This window comes from Prosthecobacter fluviatilis, from assembly GCF_055388355.1.
This window is the reverse complement of record NZ_AP043782.1, coordinates 900,582-916,217: the sequence shown is the minus strand read 5'-3', so window position 1 is coordinate 916,217 and position 15,636 is coordinate 900,582. Positions and strand designations below refer to the sequence as shown.

At 61.9% G+C, this 15,636-nt stretch carries 14 protein-coding genes; 7 read left to right on the top strand and 7 right to left on the bottom strand.

Annotated elements, in window-relative coordinates; translation table 11 throughout:
* Positions 1–5: 5 nt before the first annotated feature.
* Genes ACZ5WW_RS03360 through ACZ5WW_RS03350 form a run of 3 tightly spaced genes read right to left on the bottom strand, consistent with a single transcriptional unit; the run spans position 6 to position 4,518 of the window.
* Positions 6–938, bottom strand: coding sequence for a hypothetical protein (locus ACZ5WW_RS03360; protein ID WP_377170081.1), 933 nt, complete (start codon positions 936–938; stop codon positions 6–8).
* Entirely contained in the window at positions 935–1,414 is a 480-nt protein-coding gene (locus ACZ5WW_RS03355) for a hypothetical protein (RefSeq protein WP_377170080.1), read from the bottom strand. Before ACZ5WW_RS03355 ends, ACZ5WW_RS03360 begins: the two co-directional genes overlap by 4 nt.
* On the bottom strand, positions 1,411–4,518 hold the full coding sequence (locus tag ACZ5WW_RS03350; protein ID WP_377170079.1) for a hypothetical protein: 3,108 nt from the start codon (positions 4,516–4,518) through the stop codon (positions 1,411–1,413). The genes ACZ5WW_RS03355 and ACZ5WW_RS03350 overlap by 4 nt, the downstream gene beginning before the upstream one ends.
* 238 nt (positions 4,519–4,756) lie before the next feature.
* Here ACZ5WW_RS03350 and ACZ5WW_RS03345 point away from each other — a divergent pair, with 238 nt between their 5' ends.
* Both ACZ5WW_RS03345 and ACZ5WW_RS03340 read left to right on the top strand, forming a co-directional pair.
* A complete protein-coding gene (locus tag ACZ5WW_RS03345) occupies positions 4,757–5,113 on the top strand; it encodes a hypothetical protein (protein WP_377170078.1) in 357 nt (118 codons plus the stop codon).
* Between the two features lie 121 nt (positions 5,114–5,234).
* Complete coding sequence (locus ACZ5WW_RS03340; RefSeq protein ID WP_377170076.1) at positions 5,235–6,359, top strand: Ldh family oxidoreductase; 1,125 nt, start codon at positions 5,235–5,237, stop codon at positions 6,357–6,359.
* 48 nt (positions 6,360–6,407) lie between these two features.
* Here ACZ5WW_RS03340 and ACZ5WW_RS03335 read toward each other — a convergent pair whose 3' ends face one another.
* The 3 genes from ACZ5WW_RS03335 to ACZ5WW_RS03325 form a co-directional block, all read right to left on the bottom strand.
* Positions 6,408–7,775: a tetratricopeptide repeat protein gene (locus ACZ5WW_RS03335; RefSeq protein ID WP_377170074.1), complete on the bottom strand. Its 1,368-nt coding sequence runs from the start codon at positions 7,773–7,775 to the stop codon at positions 6,408–6,410.
* Positions 7,776–8,071: 296 nt separating this feature from the next.
* On the bottom strand, positions 8,072–9,355 hold the full coding sequence (locus ACZ5WW_RS03330) for a TIGR03943 family putative permease subunit (protein WP_377170072.1): 1,284 nt from the start codon (positions 9,353–9,355) through the stop codon (positions 8,072–8,074).
* Positions 9,356–9,361: 6 nt separating this feature from the next.
* On the bottom strand, positions 9,362–10,357 hold the full coding sequence (locus ACZ5WW_RS03325; RefSeq protein ID WP_377170070.1) for a permease: 996 nt from the start codon (positions 10,355–10,357) through the stop codon (positions 9,362–9,364).
* Positions 10,358–10,443: 86 nt separating this feature from the next.
* Here ACZ5WW_RS03325 and ACZ5WW_RS03320 point away from each other — a divergent pair, with 86 nt between their 5' ends.
* From ACZ5WW_RS03320 to ACZ5WW_RS03310, 3 genes are all read left to right on the top strand, one after another.
* Positions 10,444–11,307 carry a hypothetical protein gene (locus tag ACZ5WW_RS03320; protein WP_377170068.1) on the top strand — a complete coding sequence of 288 codons (864 nt, stop codon included), beginning with the start codon at positions 10,444–10,446 and terminating at the stop codon, positions 11,305–11,307.
* 119 nt (positions 11,308–11,426) lie between these two features.
* Entirely contained in the window at positions 11,427–11,654 is a 228-nt protein-coding gene (locus tag ACZ5WW_RS03315; RefSeq protein WP_377170066.1) for a hypothetical protein, read from the top strand.
* A 103-nt stretch (positions 11,655–11,757) separates the two neighbouring features.
* Positions 11,758–12,543 (top strand): SDR family oxidoreductase, encoded by a 786-nt coding sequence (locus tag ACZ5WW_RS03310; protein WP_377170064.1) that lies wholly within the window; start codon positions 11,758–11,760, stop codon positions 12,541–12,543.
* A gap of 55 nt (positions 12,544–12,598) precedes the next feature.
* Here the strand turns inward: ACZ5WW_RS03310 and ACZ5WW_RS03305 are convergent, their stop codons facing one another.
* Positions 12,599–13,684 (bottom strand): substrate-binding domain-containing protein, encoded by a 1,086-nt coding sequence (locus ACZ5WW_RS03305; protein ID WP_377170062.1) that lies wholly within the window; start codon positions 13,682–13,684, stop codon positions 12,599–12,601.
* A gap of 67 nt (positions 13,685–13,751) precedes the next feature.
* Between ACZ5WW_RS03305 and ACZ5WW_RS03300 the strand changes: the two genes are divergently transcribed.
* Both ACZ5WW_RS03300 and ACZ5WW_RS03295 read left to right on the top strand, forming a co-directional pair.
* Positions 13,752–14,513, top strand: a complete 762-nt coding sequence (locus ACZ5WW_RS03300; RefSeq protein ID WP_377170060.1) for an RraA family protein — start codon at positions 13,752–13,754, stop codon at positions 14,511–14,513.
* Positions 14,514–14,528: 15 nt separating this feature from the next.
* On the top strand, positions 14,529–15,632 hold the full coding sequence (locus ACZ5WW_RS03295; protein ID WP_377170058.1) for a sialidase family protein: 1,104 nt from the start codon (positions 14,529–14,531) through the stop codon (positions 15,630–15,632).
* Positions 15,633–15,636: the final 4 nt, after the last annotated feature.

Genomic DNA, 15,636 nt, shown 5'->3' with positions numbered 1-15,636 from the left:
CGGCGCTACCTGGGGCGGGAGCGCCTGCGGGGGCGGGCAGCCTGGTTGCGGGCGTTGAGCTGAATTTTCCTTCCGACAACGAGGAGAATAATGAGCACGACGGCCCGCACGAACCACCAGCGTTCCGTGCTTGAGGCTGCAGGTGCCACCTGGGGCGTGATGGGGGCCGCCAGTTTCACCGCCAAATTTCCAGCAGGAGCACCCGCAGCGACGCTCGCCACCGGCATGCCGCCTCCCAGCGTCGCCGCTGTGCCGGTGGGTGCAGCGGTCCCCGCCTCGGCATACGGAGACGCACCCGCCAGCATCGCCGCAGGGCGTGCGGGCGGCTCCTCGTCCGCCATGGCGGGCTTGCCGCCCTTCGCTTTCTTCTCCGCCTCCTGCACAAAGGGGTCCTCCCCAAAGCCTGTGTCGTAGAGATACTCCGGCTGCTGCACGCTGAAGGGCACCTCCTCGATCCGCCCGTCCTGCTCATACACCCCGCGGATCGTCTGCATGGGGCCGGTCTGCTCAAAGATCTCAAACCCCAGCCAGAAGTCCTCCAGCACCTGGCCGTCGATGGTTTGCACAAAGGTCACGTCCATGTTGCGCGCCGCGTATTCCGGCTCCGTCATCGGCGCCGTCTGCTCTGCATCCGGCCACAGCGGCTTGAACTGCACGCCCGTGCCCAGCAGCGCCTTCTTGCGGTTGATCTCCACATGGATGTGCTGGTTCAAATACGTCGCGATCCCCGCCTGCGCCGCCTTCAGCTCCTCCAGGCTGATCTTCATGTCCCCATCCGTGTCGATCCCCACAAACCGCGAGAGCGTGAGGATGTTGAACGTCAGCCGGATCTCCAGCTTGTGCGGCGTGGGCCGTACACGCATCTCGCTCTGGTCCGCAGGGTGGGCGGAGGCGGAGTGAGCCATGACGAAGGCCGCCAGAAAGCGGAGGCTTTTCATGCCTGAGGATGTGAAAGGCGACGGCATCGGGTGATGCCATAGACGAGCACACTCAGGGCGAGGGCAACAAAAAGTACCTCGTCCGAAGTATGCCCGTCGGGGCCGCCGCTTAGATTTTTGAATGCGGCCATCGCCGGCAATGAGAGGCCAAAGAGGACTGTCAGGACACATATGACGGCCCAACGAAACAAACGGCTGGTTGGTGCTTCGTTCGAGGTCAGACTGATCAGTGCAAAGCCGAAGCTGAACGCCAGGATGCCGGACACCATTGACCATGCTTCATCTGGTAAAATGAAATTCACCCAGATCGTCAGAGGAGGCTGCAGATTTTCAGGTCTTGAGGACCAGACCCACTCGGAAATCTGGATCAGATTCAAGGCCGCGTGCAAGGCAATGAACAAGAACCAGCCGAAGAAAGCGCCGTCCACGACAGCCAGCAGCCATCGTTTCCAGCCTATGTTTGTCTCATTCGTCATTCAAGAGTGATCCACATCGGCGACACCCACACCAGCTCCCCGTTCGTCTGCTCGCCGCGGAAGTAGTAGTAGCTCGTCTTGCCTTTCTCCGGCTTCGGATCGGTCCAGGTCAGATCAATGGTCTTCTCCTTGGCGATCGTCATCGGGATCTCCACGTTGTCCTTGATCAGCGTGACCTTTTCAAACGGCATCGTGCCGATGAGCTTCAGCGAGATCGTGGGCGCGCCCTTCACGCCGAATTCATCTCCCATCATGCGCTCCTTGCCATCAGCCGCCTTGCAGCGGCTTTCGGCGATGATGTTGTCCGTGGCGCCATACGTGTGGCGCTGGCGCATCGCCTTGATGATGCCCTCGCGGCTGTAATCCTCCGCATAGATCATCGCGTAGCTGATGTGCGTGCTGCCGTGGTCGCTGCTGCTTTGAAAGCTGAACTTGTAGCCTTTGGCAAAGGCATCGCACACCCAGCCGCCGGGCTCCCAGCCGCCGATGGCGTCGTTCTCCGTGGGGCAGCGCGGGCAGCCGGGGTACTCGTAGTTTTGGCGCGCGCCCTGGTAGATCTCCACCATCGGCTCGTACTCGCCGCCCCAGTTCCGCCAGTCGGTGCCCATGCTGCCCACGCTCGTGTGGCTGGCGCAGACGCCGTTGAAGAGCTTCAGGTACTTGTAGAGCATGTTTGTGTCCGGCGCGGGCTCATGCACGCGCACATCGCTCAGCGGCAGGCGGGGCAGGGTGCGCACACCGCGCTGGGCAAAGACCACATTCCTGTGCCCCTCGGGATACACCACGCTGCGCTCGTAGCTGAACATCGGCGTGAAGGCCTTCGGCAGGAAAAAGGCGTCCGTCGTCTTCTGCGTCAGCCACCAGGAGTACTCGCGGCCGTTGCCGTTGTCATGGTCCCCGTTGCCGATCCAGTCCATCGACGCCGCATCGATGGCATAGCGCCACATGTCCTCCAGCGGGCCGTCATTTGCGCCGTCTCCGCTGATCTCCGTGTGGCGGTGAAATTCACCACGCAGGATGCGCCGCTCCGTACCGGCGATGCTGCTGCGGAAGCCGCGTATCGCAGCCACTTCAGCGCGCTCCGCCTCCGTGCGCTTGCTCGGCGCGGGATTGTCCAGCGGCGGCTCCGCGCGGGGCTGGAGCACCGCAGGCTTCACCGGACCGCTGGCGATCAGCCGGCTGAAATACACATCGTTGTCAAAGGGGTCCTTGCTCGCATCCAGCGCCGCATTGCCACCCTTGCCACCGGGAGTTTTGGAGCGGTTAAACTCCGCCATGCGGTCCATCCGGTGGTCGCTGCTGTGCGCCACAAACAGCATCTTGGGCCCGGTGGCGATGGCGGGCAGGTTGTACATGAGGTTGTCGCTGTGCGGGATGCTGATGGGCCCCACCCACTCGCCGCCGTCCAGATAAGCCGCCACGCTGCCCCAGGTGCTGCCCAGCGGGCCACGAAAGCTGTTCAGCCGCGTGCGCGCGATCAGCCACACGCGCCCCTCCGAATCGCAGCAGATGCGGCCCAGGTTGTTGTAAGTCTGCGGGCCGCTCACCGCCACATGCGCTCCCGGCGCACCGCCGCGCACGGCGGGCTTTTCAAACGCCAGCCCATCCGGCACTTCCGGCGAAGCCGGCGGGGCAGGGGTGCTCACATCCGCGCCACGGCCTTTCCCTTTGCCCTTGCCTTTGCCGCCACGCGCCTGCGGCGTGATGGCTCCCGGCAGCGCGTCGGCGATGCTCCCCTGCGGCTCCGCCCAGGCCTTGCCATCCCACACGCTCACGCCGATCTCACGATTCCGATACAGCCCGATGCCATCGCCGCTGTCATACGCGCCCCAGTCCTTGCCCCAGGTGGCGCCGCTCTTTTCATAGGCCACCCACACGCGCCCCTCGCGATCGTGCGTCACCGCCGCACGCGCCTCATACTGCGGCGTGTTTGCCACCGGCATCGGCGCTCCCGCAGGCCTGCCGCTGGCATCCAGCACGCACATCCAGATGTCGTAATCACCCTTCTCATAGGTGTCCCACGCCAGCGCAAATTGCCCGCTGCCCTCCGCGCGTGCATCCGCGCTGAGGGCCGGGTTCCAGCAGTTCCCGCTGTTCTTGGAAACCGTCTGCGCCGCCGCCCAGGCGCCGCCTTCATGCGTGCGCGTGCGGATCTCAAACTTCCCCTCCTGCGCCGCCATCCACGCCAGCACCAGCGTGCCCTTCGCCGAGCGCGCGATCACCGGATTCAGATCATTCCCCGCCGACTTAGACAGGTTCTCCACCTCCCCGAGCTTCCCCTCGGCAAAGTGACGCGCCAGGATTTCAAAGTTGCCCTCCACGCGCTCGCTCCACACGATCCACGCGCCGCCCTTGCCATCCGCCGCCACCGCAGACTTGTAAATGTCGCGCCCCGTCTCAGTCACGGCCATGCGTTGCTCCTCCCACTGCTTCCCCGGGCGCACATGCAGCCAGAGCTGATCGCCGCCTGCGGGCTTGTTCAGAAAGGACAGATCCTCCGGCTCCGTGTCCCAGCGCTTCGCCCGCTCATCGCGGTCGATGCCCGGCGTGAAGCTCTGGTAAACGAGGAATCCATGCCCCTCCGCATCAAACGCCAGGGCAGGGAAGTCATCGTCCGTGCGTTCCTTGGTAAACACGCGCAGATTGAACGCTGTCTGCTGCACCGCCACGCGGCCCTCCATCAGGTCCAGCGCCTCGCCCGGCTTCACATCCGCCAGCTTGAAGCTCACCTTTCCCTGCGCCGTCGTCACCTCCACGCTGCTCTCCGGCGTCACATCGCGCAGCTTCACATACACCCCGTTTTCAAAGATGGGCCCCAGCTGCCTCGCCATCTGGCCGATCTTCTTCGGATTGTTTCCGCGAGCCTTCGCATTCGCGCCCACAGGCGTGCGGCTGCTCGCCTTCCACGAGTTCTTGCCCGTCATCGCGTCCTTCTGCTCAAAGCGGTAGCCGTTCACCTCCAGCACCTCCCCCGGCGTCACCGTCACCGACCCGTCCCACACCGTGGACTCCTTGTCATGAAGCCCTAACTGGATGAGCAGCGCGGAGTCTGCCGCGGAGGCGATGCCGGTGAGCAGGAGAAGAGGAAGAATGAATCTTTTCATGGGGTGGTCGCCTGAAACGTCGTCCAACGCCCGATCTCGCTTAGAGTTTTGCAGAAGTCTTCAGTGTGGTGGATTCCTGTATTGACGCAAAGCGCGTGGACGAATTAAAAACGTCTAATTGGAAATAATGCCTTCCATTCTTGGTAAAAGAACTGCTTGAAGTGCGTTTTTCCAAGGCCGTGCGCGCTGCGGCTCCTTACCTAAATAACATCACATCATAACACCTGTCCGTCACCCCATGAAGAAAATCGCACTCTCCCTCCTCTGCCTTGCCTTCGGCCTCAGCACCGCTTCTGCGGACGACGTCATCAAAGGTGCCATGAAGAAGAATTTCAAGCCTGAAGACGCCATCGCCAAGAAGGTTGGCAAAGGCGAGGCCACGGACGCCGAACTCGACACTCTGATCAAGTGCGTGCAGGCTATCTGCGCAGCCACCCCTCCGAAGGGTGACAAGGCCGCCTGGGTGGAAAAGTGCAAGGGCATGGTCGCTGCACTGCAGAAAGTGAAGGCCAAGGACGCCAGCGGCATCAGCGAATTCAAGAAGGCCAACAACTGCAAGGCCTGCCACGACGTCTTCAAGGGCGCCGCCAAGTAAGGCTGTCTCAGATGCGGCTTCATCGCCGAGACTTCCGGAGGGCTCCGCTCGCAAGAGCGGAGCCTTCTTTGTTTCTGCTTCTTGCGTGTCCGGGCAGATGCTCCAATATCCCGGGCAAACCATGCCCACCACCTACCACATCGTCCCCACCGAAGCCCACAACGCACTCGTCCGCGCCGCCTACCAGCACCGCGGCTACACCCAGGCCGAGGCCGAGGACGGAGCACGGTTTTGCGAGATGGCCTCCGCGCATGGCATCCGCACCCACAACGCCATCAAGGCCCTCCACCTCGACCACCTCTTTGGCAGCGCCACCGGCGGCTGCAAACCGGGTGCCGAGATCGAGGTCATCAAAAAACCCTTCGCCGCCAGCGAAGCCTGGGACGGCAAATTGAAGCTCGGCCAGAGCGTCGCCTTCCGCGCCATGGAGCGCTGCATGGAGCTGGCGGACAAATACGGCATCGGCCAGGTCAGCGTGGACAATGCCTTCCACTACCTCTGGGGCGGCGGCTACGTCATGGACGCCGCCAAGAAAGGCTACATCGCCTACACGAATTGCACCTCCACCCTCGGCGAGGTCGTCCCCTTCGGCGGCAAATTCCCCGTGCTGGGCACCAATCCCCACTCCTGGGGCCTCCCCACGCAGGATGCCTGCGGCTTCCCCATCGTCATCGACTGGGCCACCTCCACCGTCGCCATGGGCCGAGTCCAGCAGCTCAAGCGCGAAGGCAAGCCCCTCCCTCCCGGCGCCGCCGTGGACAAGGACGGCAAGCCCACCACCGACGCCAATGAAGCCGCCTGGCTCATGCCCTTCGGCGCGCACAAAGGCTACGGCCTCTCCCTCCTCATCGAGGTCATGGGCGGCATGATCGGCGGCGGCCTGCCCACCCTGCGCGGCGGCGGCGCCCACCCCGACATCAAGAGCAAGCCTTTCCCCGCCGGTGAAAAGCGCACCAGCAGCTTCTACTTCCAGGTCATCCACCCCGATGCCATCAGCACCGGCCTCTTCTCCAATGGCCGCAACTTCAATGAGAACATCAAAGCCGTGATCGACGACATCCTCGGACACGGCAACGAAAACTGCATGCTCCCCGGCCAGCCCGAAGCCCAAAACGCCGCCCACACCGCCAAAGCCGGCGGCCTCCTCTTCAGCACCGCCGAAGTCGAAGCCCTCAACGAGATCGCCGTCGAAGCTGGCGTGGCCCGCTTCGATGTCGCCGCGCTGGGCACCTACGACGTGCCGTGAGACAGCCCACTCGATCGATTAGGTCAGCTTTTGGTCAGCTTTTTTGGTTCACCGGCGGCGGTAGAGCCTATCAAGTTCGTAAACGCGATCCCTGAGCTTTTGCGCTTCGTCGTAGTGCTTCTGCTCAAACTCCCATAGCTGTGTCTGCTCCACGATCGCAATGATTTCCGGGGCCACCGCCAGGACTTCGTGCAAGTAGCGCCCGTACTCGGCTGAGTGGCCGAGCTGCTGCTCGAATTGGGCCAGGTTCATGAGCGGAACCGGGTAGTCTTTGGGACAGACGTCCAATGCCTGCTTGATCACGCTGACGGCCCCGGTGTAATCCTTGCCAGAATCGATGAGATCCCTGGCCCGTGCCACCGACTGCACGACCTTCTCAACGGCCGAAATTGGGGAGGCAGGGCTGGCCGCATCAGCCGTCTTTGCTGCAGCATCTGATGCCGGCGGTCGCTTCAGATGCTCGTGGGCCATTCTTTGAATCCGGGCGCTGTTCGGGTAGCGCTTCGCCAGTTCTTCCAGGTGGGCCATGGCCGCAGCGTTGTCCCCCATCGTATGCGCCATTTCATAGCGGCTGTAGTCTTCATCCAGCAGGGCAAGGTCTATGGGATTGCTGGCAGCGGGCAAGGGGTGAGGAATGCTCTGGCCGCTACGCGCCAGGCGGCTGATCTCCTCCCTCAGCGTGTTGATCGGCGAGAGCAGGATAAGCATCTGCCGGCCCATCATCTCGATGCCTTGTTTGATGGCCACGAGCTCTCCCTGTTTGTTGATCGCAAAACTGCCGGGGCCTAGGCATGGCTGCTGCTTGAACATCAGGCCTGATCCCAGACTGAGGACCCGCGTAAACTGTTGCTTGCTGAGATTGCTCGTCATGCTGGTGCGCTTGGCAAGGACCGGCCCCATGACGGGCGGGATGTCCGTTTTGAGAAAATCGAACGCCTTGAGTGCGATGAACGCAATCGTCTCCCCCATCTCAGGCTCCTGGGCGGCAATCGGCAGCCAGACCTTGGGGCTATAGTCAAACTTAATCAGCGCCACCTCCTGCTCCGGAAAGATCCCGAGGATGGTCCCAAACGGCAGTTCGCTGCCATCTTCGGCAAAGACCATCGGCCGCTGGGGCAGCGCGACCATGCTCAAGTCCACCAGCGCCAGGCCGTCTGCCGTGATGAAGACACCCCTGCCTTCCAATCTGCGGCCATTGATCGCGAACCCCAGTTCGATCGCCGCAGCCCTCTTGCTGGCCGCCATTTCCTTCAGCCCATCCGCATCTGAGGCCTGCACGGGCGGCATAAACAGTGCAAAAACGAAAAGCAGCACGATGTGTTTCATATGCATTTTGAATGGATTATTTAAGCATTTATCAGATTGCTCTATTTTAATCGATTCAAAACTGCTCCGCTGGCAACCGCTGCATTGCATCCAATGCCGCACTCTCACTGCTCAGCGCACCCCGCAGGCTATATCCGCCACATCGCACCCGCCTGTTCGCTAGGGTCCAGCTGCGTCGAGGCCGAAGCTCCGGGGCTATGGCCGCCGCAGGCATCCTAAAAAAGGTCCGCTGTCCTTAAGGCATGGAAAGCCGGGGCTGCAGGGTGACGAGTCTGCGGTGGGCCGAGGGCTTTTGAAAAGAAGGAAAACGATGAGACAACCGCCCAATCTGGGACGAGGGACACGCACAGCGCATCCCTGCCGTCTGGCGCGGCGGATGCCCGGCTTCAGTAAATCATCGCATTGTCCGGCGCGGTCGTCTCCTCCACCTTGGTGGCTTCGATGATGGGCACGGTCTGGGTTCCTTCTTTTTTGTAGCCCATTTTGCCGACGACTTTGACCCAGGTCATGTCTTTAAACTCGGGGGCCTTCTTGCCGAAGTCGATCGGCACGGAGTACGGGCGGGCGTCGGCGGCGCAGCACTGCACCAGCATGCGGAAAATGCGGAGGCGGTGGCCATCGGCATTGTTCACCTTCTCTGGCAGCACCTGCGCCACGGTCTCCACCATCTGGCCGGTCAGCACCTTCTGTACCTCCACATCGCCGCCGGTGTAGTAAAGTTCAGGCACTTCGAGGATGAAGTTCCCCTCCTTGCTCTGCGGCACCTGTTTTTTGAGGTCTTCCAGGGTGAAGGTGCCATAGCTCTTGGAGGTCTGCGCGGGCGGCGGCACGTTTTTCGGCGGCTCCTTGGTCTCCGCAGCAGCGGCGGCGGCGGCGGCGACTCCGGGCGGAGGCATGCTGGCGGGCTTTTCAGTCGTCACAGTGGCCTTGGTGGCCGGGGTTGATTCCACCACTTTCGCCGCGGCGGCTGCCTCTGCGGCAGGTTTGGCAGGGGCCTTGACCTTGTTTTGCAGAGAGAACTGCTCCGCGCGCGAGGTGTCATTGTAGTTCGGATCGTACAAGCCCTTGTTCACGATGGCGTTCGGGCTGTAGCGGTCTGGTGTGGAAATCGCTGCCCAGGAGAGGGGGGCGGCTAGAATGAGCAGCACGGCGATGCGGCCCGGCCAGGAGCTTTCTTCGAGAATGCCGTGCGCATGGCCTTCATGGCCGTGATCATGCCCGCAGCAGCCGTGTTCGTGCTTGTTCTCAGCTGCGTGATCATGGCCACAACAGCCATGTTCATGCTTGTGCTCATGCGCATGCCCGTGGTCGTGTCCGCAGCAGCCTACCTTGTGCGCGTGATCATGGGAGTGATCATGGCCGCATCCGGCATGCTCATGCTTGTGAGCGTGGTCATGCCCGCAGTCCTTGTGATCATGATCGTGCCCGTCGTGCGAGTGACCGTGGTCATGGCCTTCGCAGCCCGCGTCCTCGGCACCCATGGTCAGCAAGTTGAAGAGACCCAGCACAGCCAGGCCGATGCCGGACACCAGCACCATCGGGCGGAAGATGCCATCCGGCGGGAGGTAGTTTGTCAGACGGCCGCTGATGTAAAAATAAAGCAGCACGCCGCTCCAAAGCAGCAGCATGGAGACACTGAGAAGATGAACGAGGGTGCGGGTTCCACTCATGGTGATTTAAGGTTTGATGTAAAGATGTTGTACCAGGTTCATCCACGGCCCCGAGAGCAGGCCGACGAGAATGAAGAGGCCGACCAGAAGATATACGACCACCTTGCGCTGGAAGACACTGGAGTACATGAACAGAAGCTTGATGTCCATCATGGGGCCAAAGACCAGGAAGGCCAGCTTGGCCGCCATGGAGAAGGCCGTCATCGGTGCGGCGATGAAGGCGTCCGAGGTGCTGCACAGGGAAAGCACGACCGCCAGCCCCATCAGGGACGGCACGGCCAGCCAGTCATTGCCGGCCACGGTGTTCAGCAGCCCCTGGTTGATCTGCGTGTTGAAGACGGAAGTGATCACCACGCCGATGGCGAAGTACATCGCTGTGTCCAGAAAGTCGCGCATGGAGCTGCGCATGGCGTGCACCAGCTTGCCGTTGAAATTCGCCGCCGGGGCATGCACATGACCATGGTCATCTTCAGCCTCCGCCTCAGATGCGGCGATTTTGTTGGCGATGCTGGCCCGCAGCACCTGGCCCGGCTTGAACCGCAGCACGACCAGGCCGATGATCACCGCCACCAGGTAGCCCAGCGACAGGCGTGCGATCGTCATCGTCGCATTTCCCGCCGTGGCCCAGCTCAGGCCTTGGAATTCCTTAAACGCCGTCAGCGTGCTGATCGCCACGATGGGGTTCATGATGGGGGCGGAAAGCATGTACGTCACCGCGCAGGAGAGCGGCAGCCCCTTCTGCACCAGCCGGCGGATCACCGGCACCACAGCGCACTCGCACACCGGAAACACGAGGCCGAGGAAGCCCGCGATCAGCGTCGCCAGCACCTTGCTCTTCGGCAGCACCCGGTCCAGCAGCTTGGCCGGCAGAAAGGCGTCGATGATCCCTGAAAAGACCGTGCCGATGAGGATGTAGGGGGCGCCTTCGAAGACAATGCTCAGGAAAGCCATGAGGATGTCCCCCATGCGGCTGGGTGCGGGCAGATCGGCGAGAAAAATCATGTGGTTGAGTAGGAGAGTGTTAAACGCGCCGGGACGGCAGGTTCAAGCGGGAAAGAATGGGGGAAATGCGGAATGTTTAACGCCAAATGAGGAAAGGCGGGCAAGATAAGTCAAAAGGGCAAGATTCGCCGTCAGGCGAAATCGCCCTTGTCCGCGATCACCGCGTGTGGAATTCCACTCCGGAGACTCAGGTGGGATGCGCAAAGGCGATTGCGATTGCTTCGGAGTTGCTGTTTTGCTGGAATATGCCCATGAGCGAGTCTTCGATTCAGCGCTGGGGGTGCCTGCAAAGGGGGATTGTGCTGGTCGTTGTAATCCTTGGGGGCATGCTGACCTGGTCAGCAATGCCCTGGACTACTAAAAACATGTCGCAGATGAAAGGCGTGAACAACTGCAGACAGATCATTGTCGCTCTCAAGCTATATGCCGCGGACAACGGTTCTGTCTATCCAGACGCAGGACTGGAAACGAGCGGTGTGACATCAGCGAATCAGGTTTTTCGCAGGCTGTTTGAAGAGGCCATTGTAACGGATGAACGCATCTTTGGCTGCCCTCCCCGAAGCATGTACGTCCCTGATGGTGACATTGGGACGGCACCGGACTTTTCCCAAGCCCTGACTCCCGGTGAGTGCCACTGGATGCTGCTCAAATCGCAAACGGATTTTTCCCTCGGAGATATGCCCGTCGTCGTGGAAAATGCACTCAATGCCTCATGGCCGCCCAAATGGGATGTCTCGGACCAATCCGGCGGCAAGCGTGGCCGAGTGTGGAAAGGGAATAATATCATCGTGGGACGCAATGATGGCTCTGTCGCCGTGGAGAAATTAAATCCTGAGGGAACCATTGACTGGCGTCGCATGTACAATTCAAGATACGGCAAAAGCTGGATCGACACCCTGACTCCGGAGCAGCTTTCCAAGCTTTCCTACTGGGACATCGAGGAGAAATAACCCCGCCGATGTGCCTGCCTTGCGCATCCATGGGCGGGATTTGCGATGGCCTATGAGAACCGGCGGGCCGTGCGTTCATGGGGCATAACGCGCGCCAACTCCAACTCGACTCCTCCTCCATGAAATCGCTTCTTGCCCCTCTGCTGCTGACCCTGGCCATGACCGCCACCGTGTTTGCCGCCTGGCCCATCAATGACGAATGCCCGGTGGACCATAAGGCCTCCCGCCCCATCTACCGTGTGAAAACGGAGGAGGGCTTTGTCTCCTTCTGCTGCACAGAATGCATGCAAAAATTTGTCAAAAACCCCGGCGCCTATCCGGTGAAGAAGAAAGAAGTGGCCAAGTAACACTGCGGCTGAAGGGGTGACTCTGGCGCGCTGGTCTGGCATGGACAACAGACCAGCAATGCAGCCTTGAGCCAGGTGGCATGGGCTGCCCATGTTATGCCTTATGTCTCCTTCTCATCCGTTCGATCTCAATGAGCGTTCCATCTGGGTCTTCGGCGGCGCTGGCTATCTCGGCGCGGCGGTGGTGGCCCAGCTGGCGCAGCTGCGGGCACGCGTGCTCTGTGTGGACCTGCCTGGGCGGGCGGAGGAAATGGTGGCTGCCAAAAGCTTGCCGTCGGAGGTGGCAGCCGCATCTCTGAATGTGGCGGACACTGCCGCAGTGGAGGCTTTTGTGGATGCCCGCATCGCCGCCTGCGGCGTGCCGCAGGGCCTGGTGGTGATGACCTACGCCTCGACAGCCAAACGCTTTGACGATCTCACCGCCGAGGATTTTGACACGGCCAATCACGGCAACCTCACCGCCACCTTCACCCTCGCGCGGGCCGTGGGCCGGCGCATGGCGGAGCAGGGCAGGGGCAGCGTCGTCCTCTTTTCCAGCATGTATGGCAGCGTCTCGCCAGATCCCGCCGTCTATGCCGTGCCGATGAATCCCAACCCCGTGGAGTATGGTGTGGGAAAGGCCGGCGTGCAGCAGTTGGCGCGTTACCTGGCCGTGCACTGGGGGCGCCAGGGTGTCCGCTGCAACAGCATTTCTCCAGGTCCTTTCCCCAATCCTTCCATCCAGGTGCAGCAGCCGGACTTCGTGCAGCGCCTTGCCCAAAAAGTCCCGCTGGGCCGTGTGGGGCAGGCGGCGGAGATCGCCGGCGCCGTGACTTTTCTCCTTAGCGATGCCTCCTCATTCATCACGGGTCAGAATCTGGCCGTGGATGGCGGCTGGACCTCGTGGTGACCCATGTGCTGTGTCGTGCCCATTGCGCGCCGGTCATTCTGCATCGCCTTCTTTCTCACAGCGTCTCGCCGCGTATCAGCTTCGGCATCAGCCGCATGGCTTTCGGCGGCAGTGAGCCGGCTTCGGCAAGCTGGCGTGCGGCTTTGCACACACTGCGGGCAAACTGCCCGGTGTTTGAGGCATAGCGGGTGATGGGCGGCACGGTGTGCTGGAGGAAGGTTTCGTCATCGCGCGAGATCACCGCCACATCCTGCGGGATGCGCTTGCCGTGCTGCATGAGAAACATCAGCACCGTGAGCACATGCATCGCCCGTGCGACCACGTAGGCCGTGGGGGGGCGGGGTGAGCGCAGCGCCTTGTCCAGAAGGGAGCAGAGATGGGCTGCCGTGCCGTCATGGGATATCACCTGAAGCGTCGGCACATGGCTGCCGCCCAAGGCCTCTCGCAGCCCTTGCTCGCTTTGCACGTCACCGCCGTAGTCTCCCAGGGGGCGCACAAAGGCGATATGACGGTGGCCTTTGCCGCACAGCATGCCGCCTGCATGGCGGCACAGCGCACGGTAGTCGGTGTCTATGGACGGCAGCCGGATCTCCGGCGCGCATGAGCCCACCACGAGGCAGGGAAGCTGGCGGCGCATAAACCAGCTCTGCACCGGCTCCAGCGAGCCAAAGACCAGCCAAGCCGCCGCAGGGGACCGAGTGGTCAGGGACTCGAGCGCGCGCGCCGGTTTGGAGGTGAAGCACGCGGTGCTCACGTGAATCTCAAAGCTGAACCCCACCCGGGACAGCTGGTCTCGGAGATCATCCACCATCACCACGGTGGAGGGGGACATCTCCAGCAGCGGGCGCGGAGAGATGAGCGCGATCACGCGCGATGCCGTCTTCTTCTGCGGTTTTACGGCGGTCTTGATCCGCCGTCGTTGCCTGTCAGACACTTCAAGAAAGCCGTCGCGCTCCAGTTCATGCAGCGCTGCGCGCAGGGTGTGTCGGCTCACCTGCAGGCGTGCACAGAGCTCGCGCTCACCGGGCAGATATCCATGCCAGTGCCCGGCCTGCATGGATTCACGCAGGCTCTGCGCTGTCAGGCTGACCAGCGAGATGCGCTGCGGCAGTCGGGGGCTGGAGGAGGTCGTCGGCTTCATCTGGTTTGGACAACAGACCAGAAGCAAGCCGTTGTGACAAATCGTTTCAACAGCCTGTTTTATTCCCATGTCCTCAAGCTCGCGCCACCTTACACACAGCGACCTGCTTCAGCTCAAACGCTGGAACACGCCCACCATTTACAACGGGTGGGAGCAGATCACCCGGCATAATGCGGGCGCAGACGCCTTCAACATCGAGGAAACCCGTGACTTCATGCCGCAGATGGGGCCCATGGTGGGCTACGCCGTCACTTTGGTGATCGAGCCCTCCAATGCCGCGCATCGTCAGACGAACCCAAACGCCGGGGCGGAGTTTCGTCGCTACATCGCCAGTGTGCCGGGACCGAAAATCATCGTCGTGCAGGATCTCGACAAGCCCCGCGTGCTCGGCTCCGCCTGGGGGGAGGTGAGCGCCAACATGTTCCGCGCACTCGGCTGCGTGGGCACCATCACAGATGGTGCCATTCGTGATCTGGATGAAATGACCAATGCGGGATTCAAGGCCCTCGCCCGTCGTCTTTGTGTGGGGCATGCCTTTGTGCACCCCGTGCGCTGGGGCTGTGAAGTCGAGGTCTTTGGTCGCACGGTGAAGCCGGATGATCTGATCCATGCTGACAAGCACGGCTTCATGGCCATCCCGCCGGAGGATCAGCCAAAGCTGCTCGAAGCCGCCCGCTTCATGGATGCCAATGAATGCGCCACCGTCATCCCCGCAGCCCGCAATGGAGCAGGTCAAAGCACAGACGAACTCGTCGCCAATCTCGAAGCCAGCATCACCCAGTTCAGCGCCAATGTGAAAAGCCAGTTCTCCCGCCAGGGCGAGTGGTAAACCCAAGCACGCATCATGAAACTCATTGCCCTCTGCCTTCTCGTCATGGCCTGCATGGCGCATGCGGAAAGCACCATCACGCTCAATCTCGATCCCACCAAGGAGAACCCGCGCAACTCGGAAGGCTCCTTTGCCACGCTGGCCTCGGGCCGCATCATCTTCTGCTATTCGCACTTCTACGGCGGCGCTGGAGATGAGAGCCCCGCCCGCATCGTGCGCATTCATTCAGACGACCAGGGCCGCACCTGGAGCCAGCCTGTGACCGTGGTGGAAAACACCGGCGGCGACAACGTGATGAGCGTCTCCCTGCTGCGCCTCGCCAGCGGCAAGCTGGCCATGTTTTACTGCATCAAAAACAGCTGGATCGACTGCCGCCCGCACATGCGCATCTCCACCGATGAAGGCGAGACCTGGAGCGAGCCCAAGCTCGTGCTGCAGGCACCGGGTTATTTCGTGATGAACAACGACCGCGTCATCCAGACCAGCAAGGGCCGCATTGTCATTCCGCTGGCGTTTCACCGCTCACGCGGCACGGACCCGGAGAGCAGCAAGTCCTGGGACTCACGCGCCATCGCCATGTGGATCTATTCCGATGATGAAGGCAGCACCTGGACGGAGTCTTCAAGCTGGTGGGCCATGCCGGTGCGCAGCGGCAGCGGCCTGCAGGAGCCCGGTGTCGTGGAGCTGGCAGACGGCGGCCTCTTCTCATGGTGCCGCACGGATCAGGGCGCGCAGTACGGCTTCTACTCCACCGATGCGGGCAAGACCTTCTCCCCGCCCTTGCCCACCGAGATGAAATCTCCCAACGGCCCCGCCAGCATCAAGCGCCTGCCTGGCAGCAGCGATCTGCTCGCCATTTACAACGATCACTCCGGCATGTTCCCGTTCCCGCCCAAGAAGCGCAATCCCTACGTCGCGGCCATCTCAAGCGACGGCGGCAAGACCTGGCCCAAGCGCAAGCTCATCGAGAATGATCCCGACGGTCTCTACCACTACACCGCCATCCACTTCGTGGGCGATGCCATGCTTATCGGCTACTGCGCAGGCGACAGCAAGGTGGGTGCTCTGAATCGCCTGCGCATCCGCCGCATCACGCGCGACTGGCTCAAGCAACCCTGACACG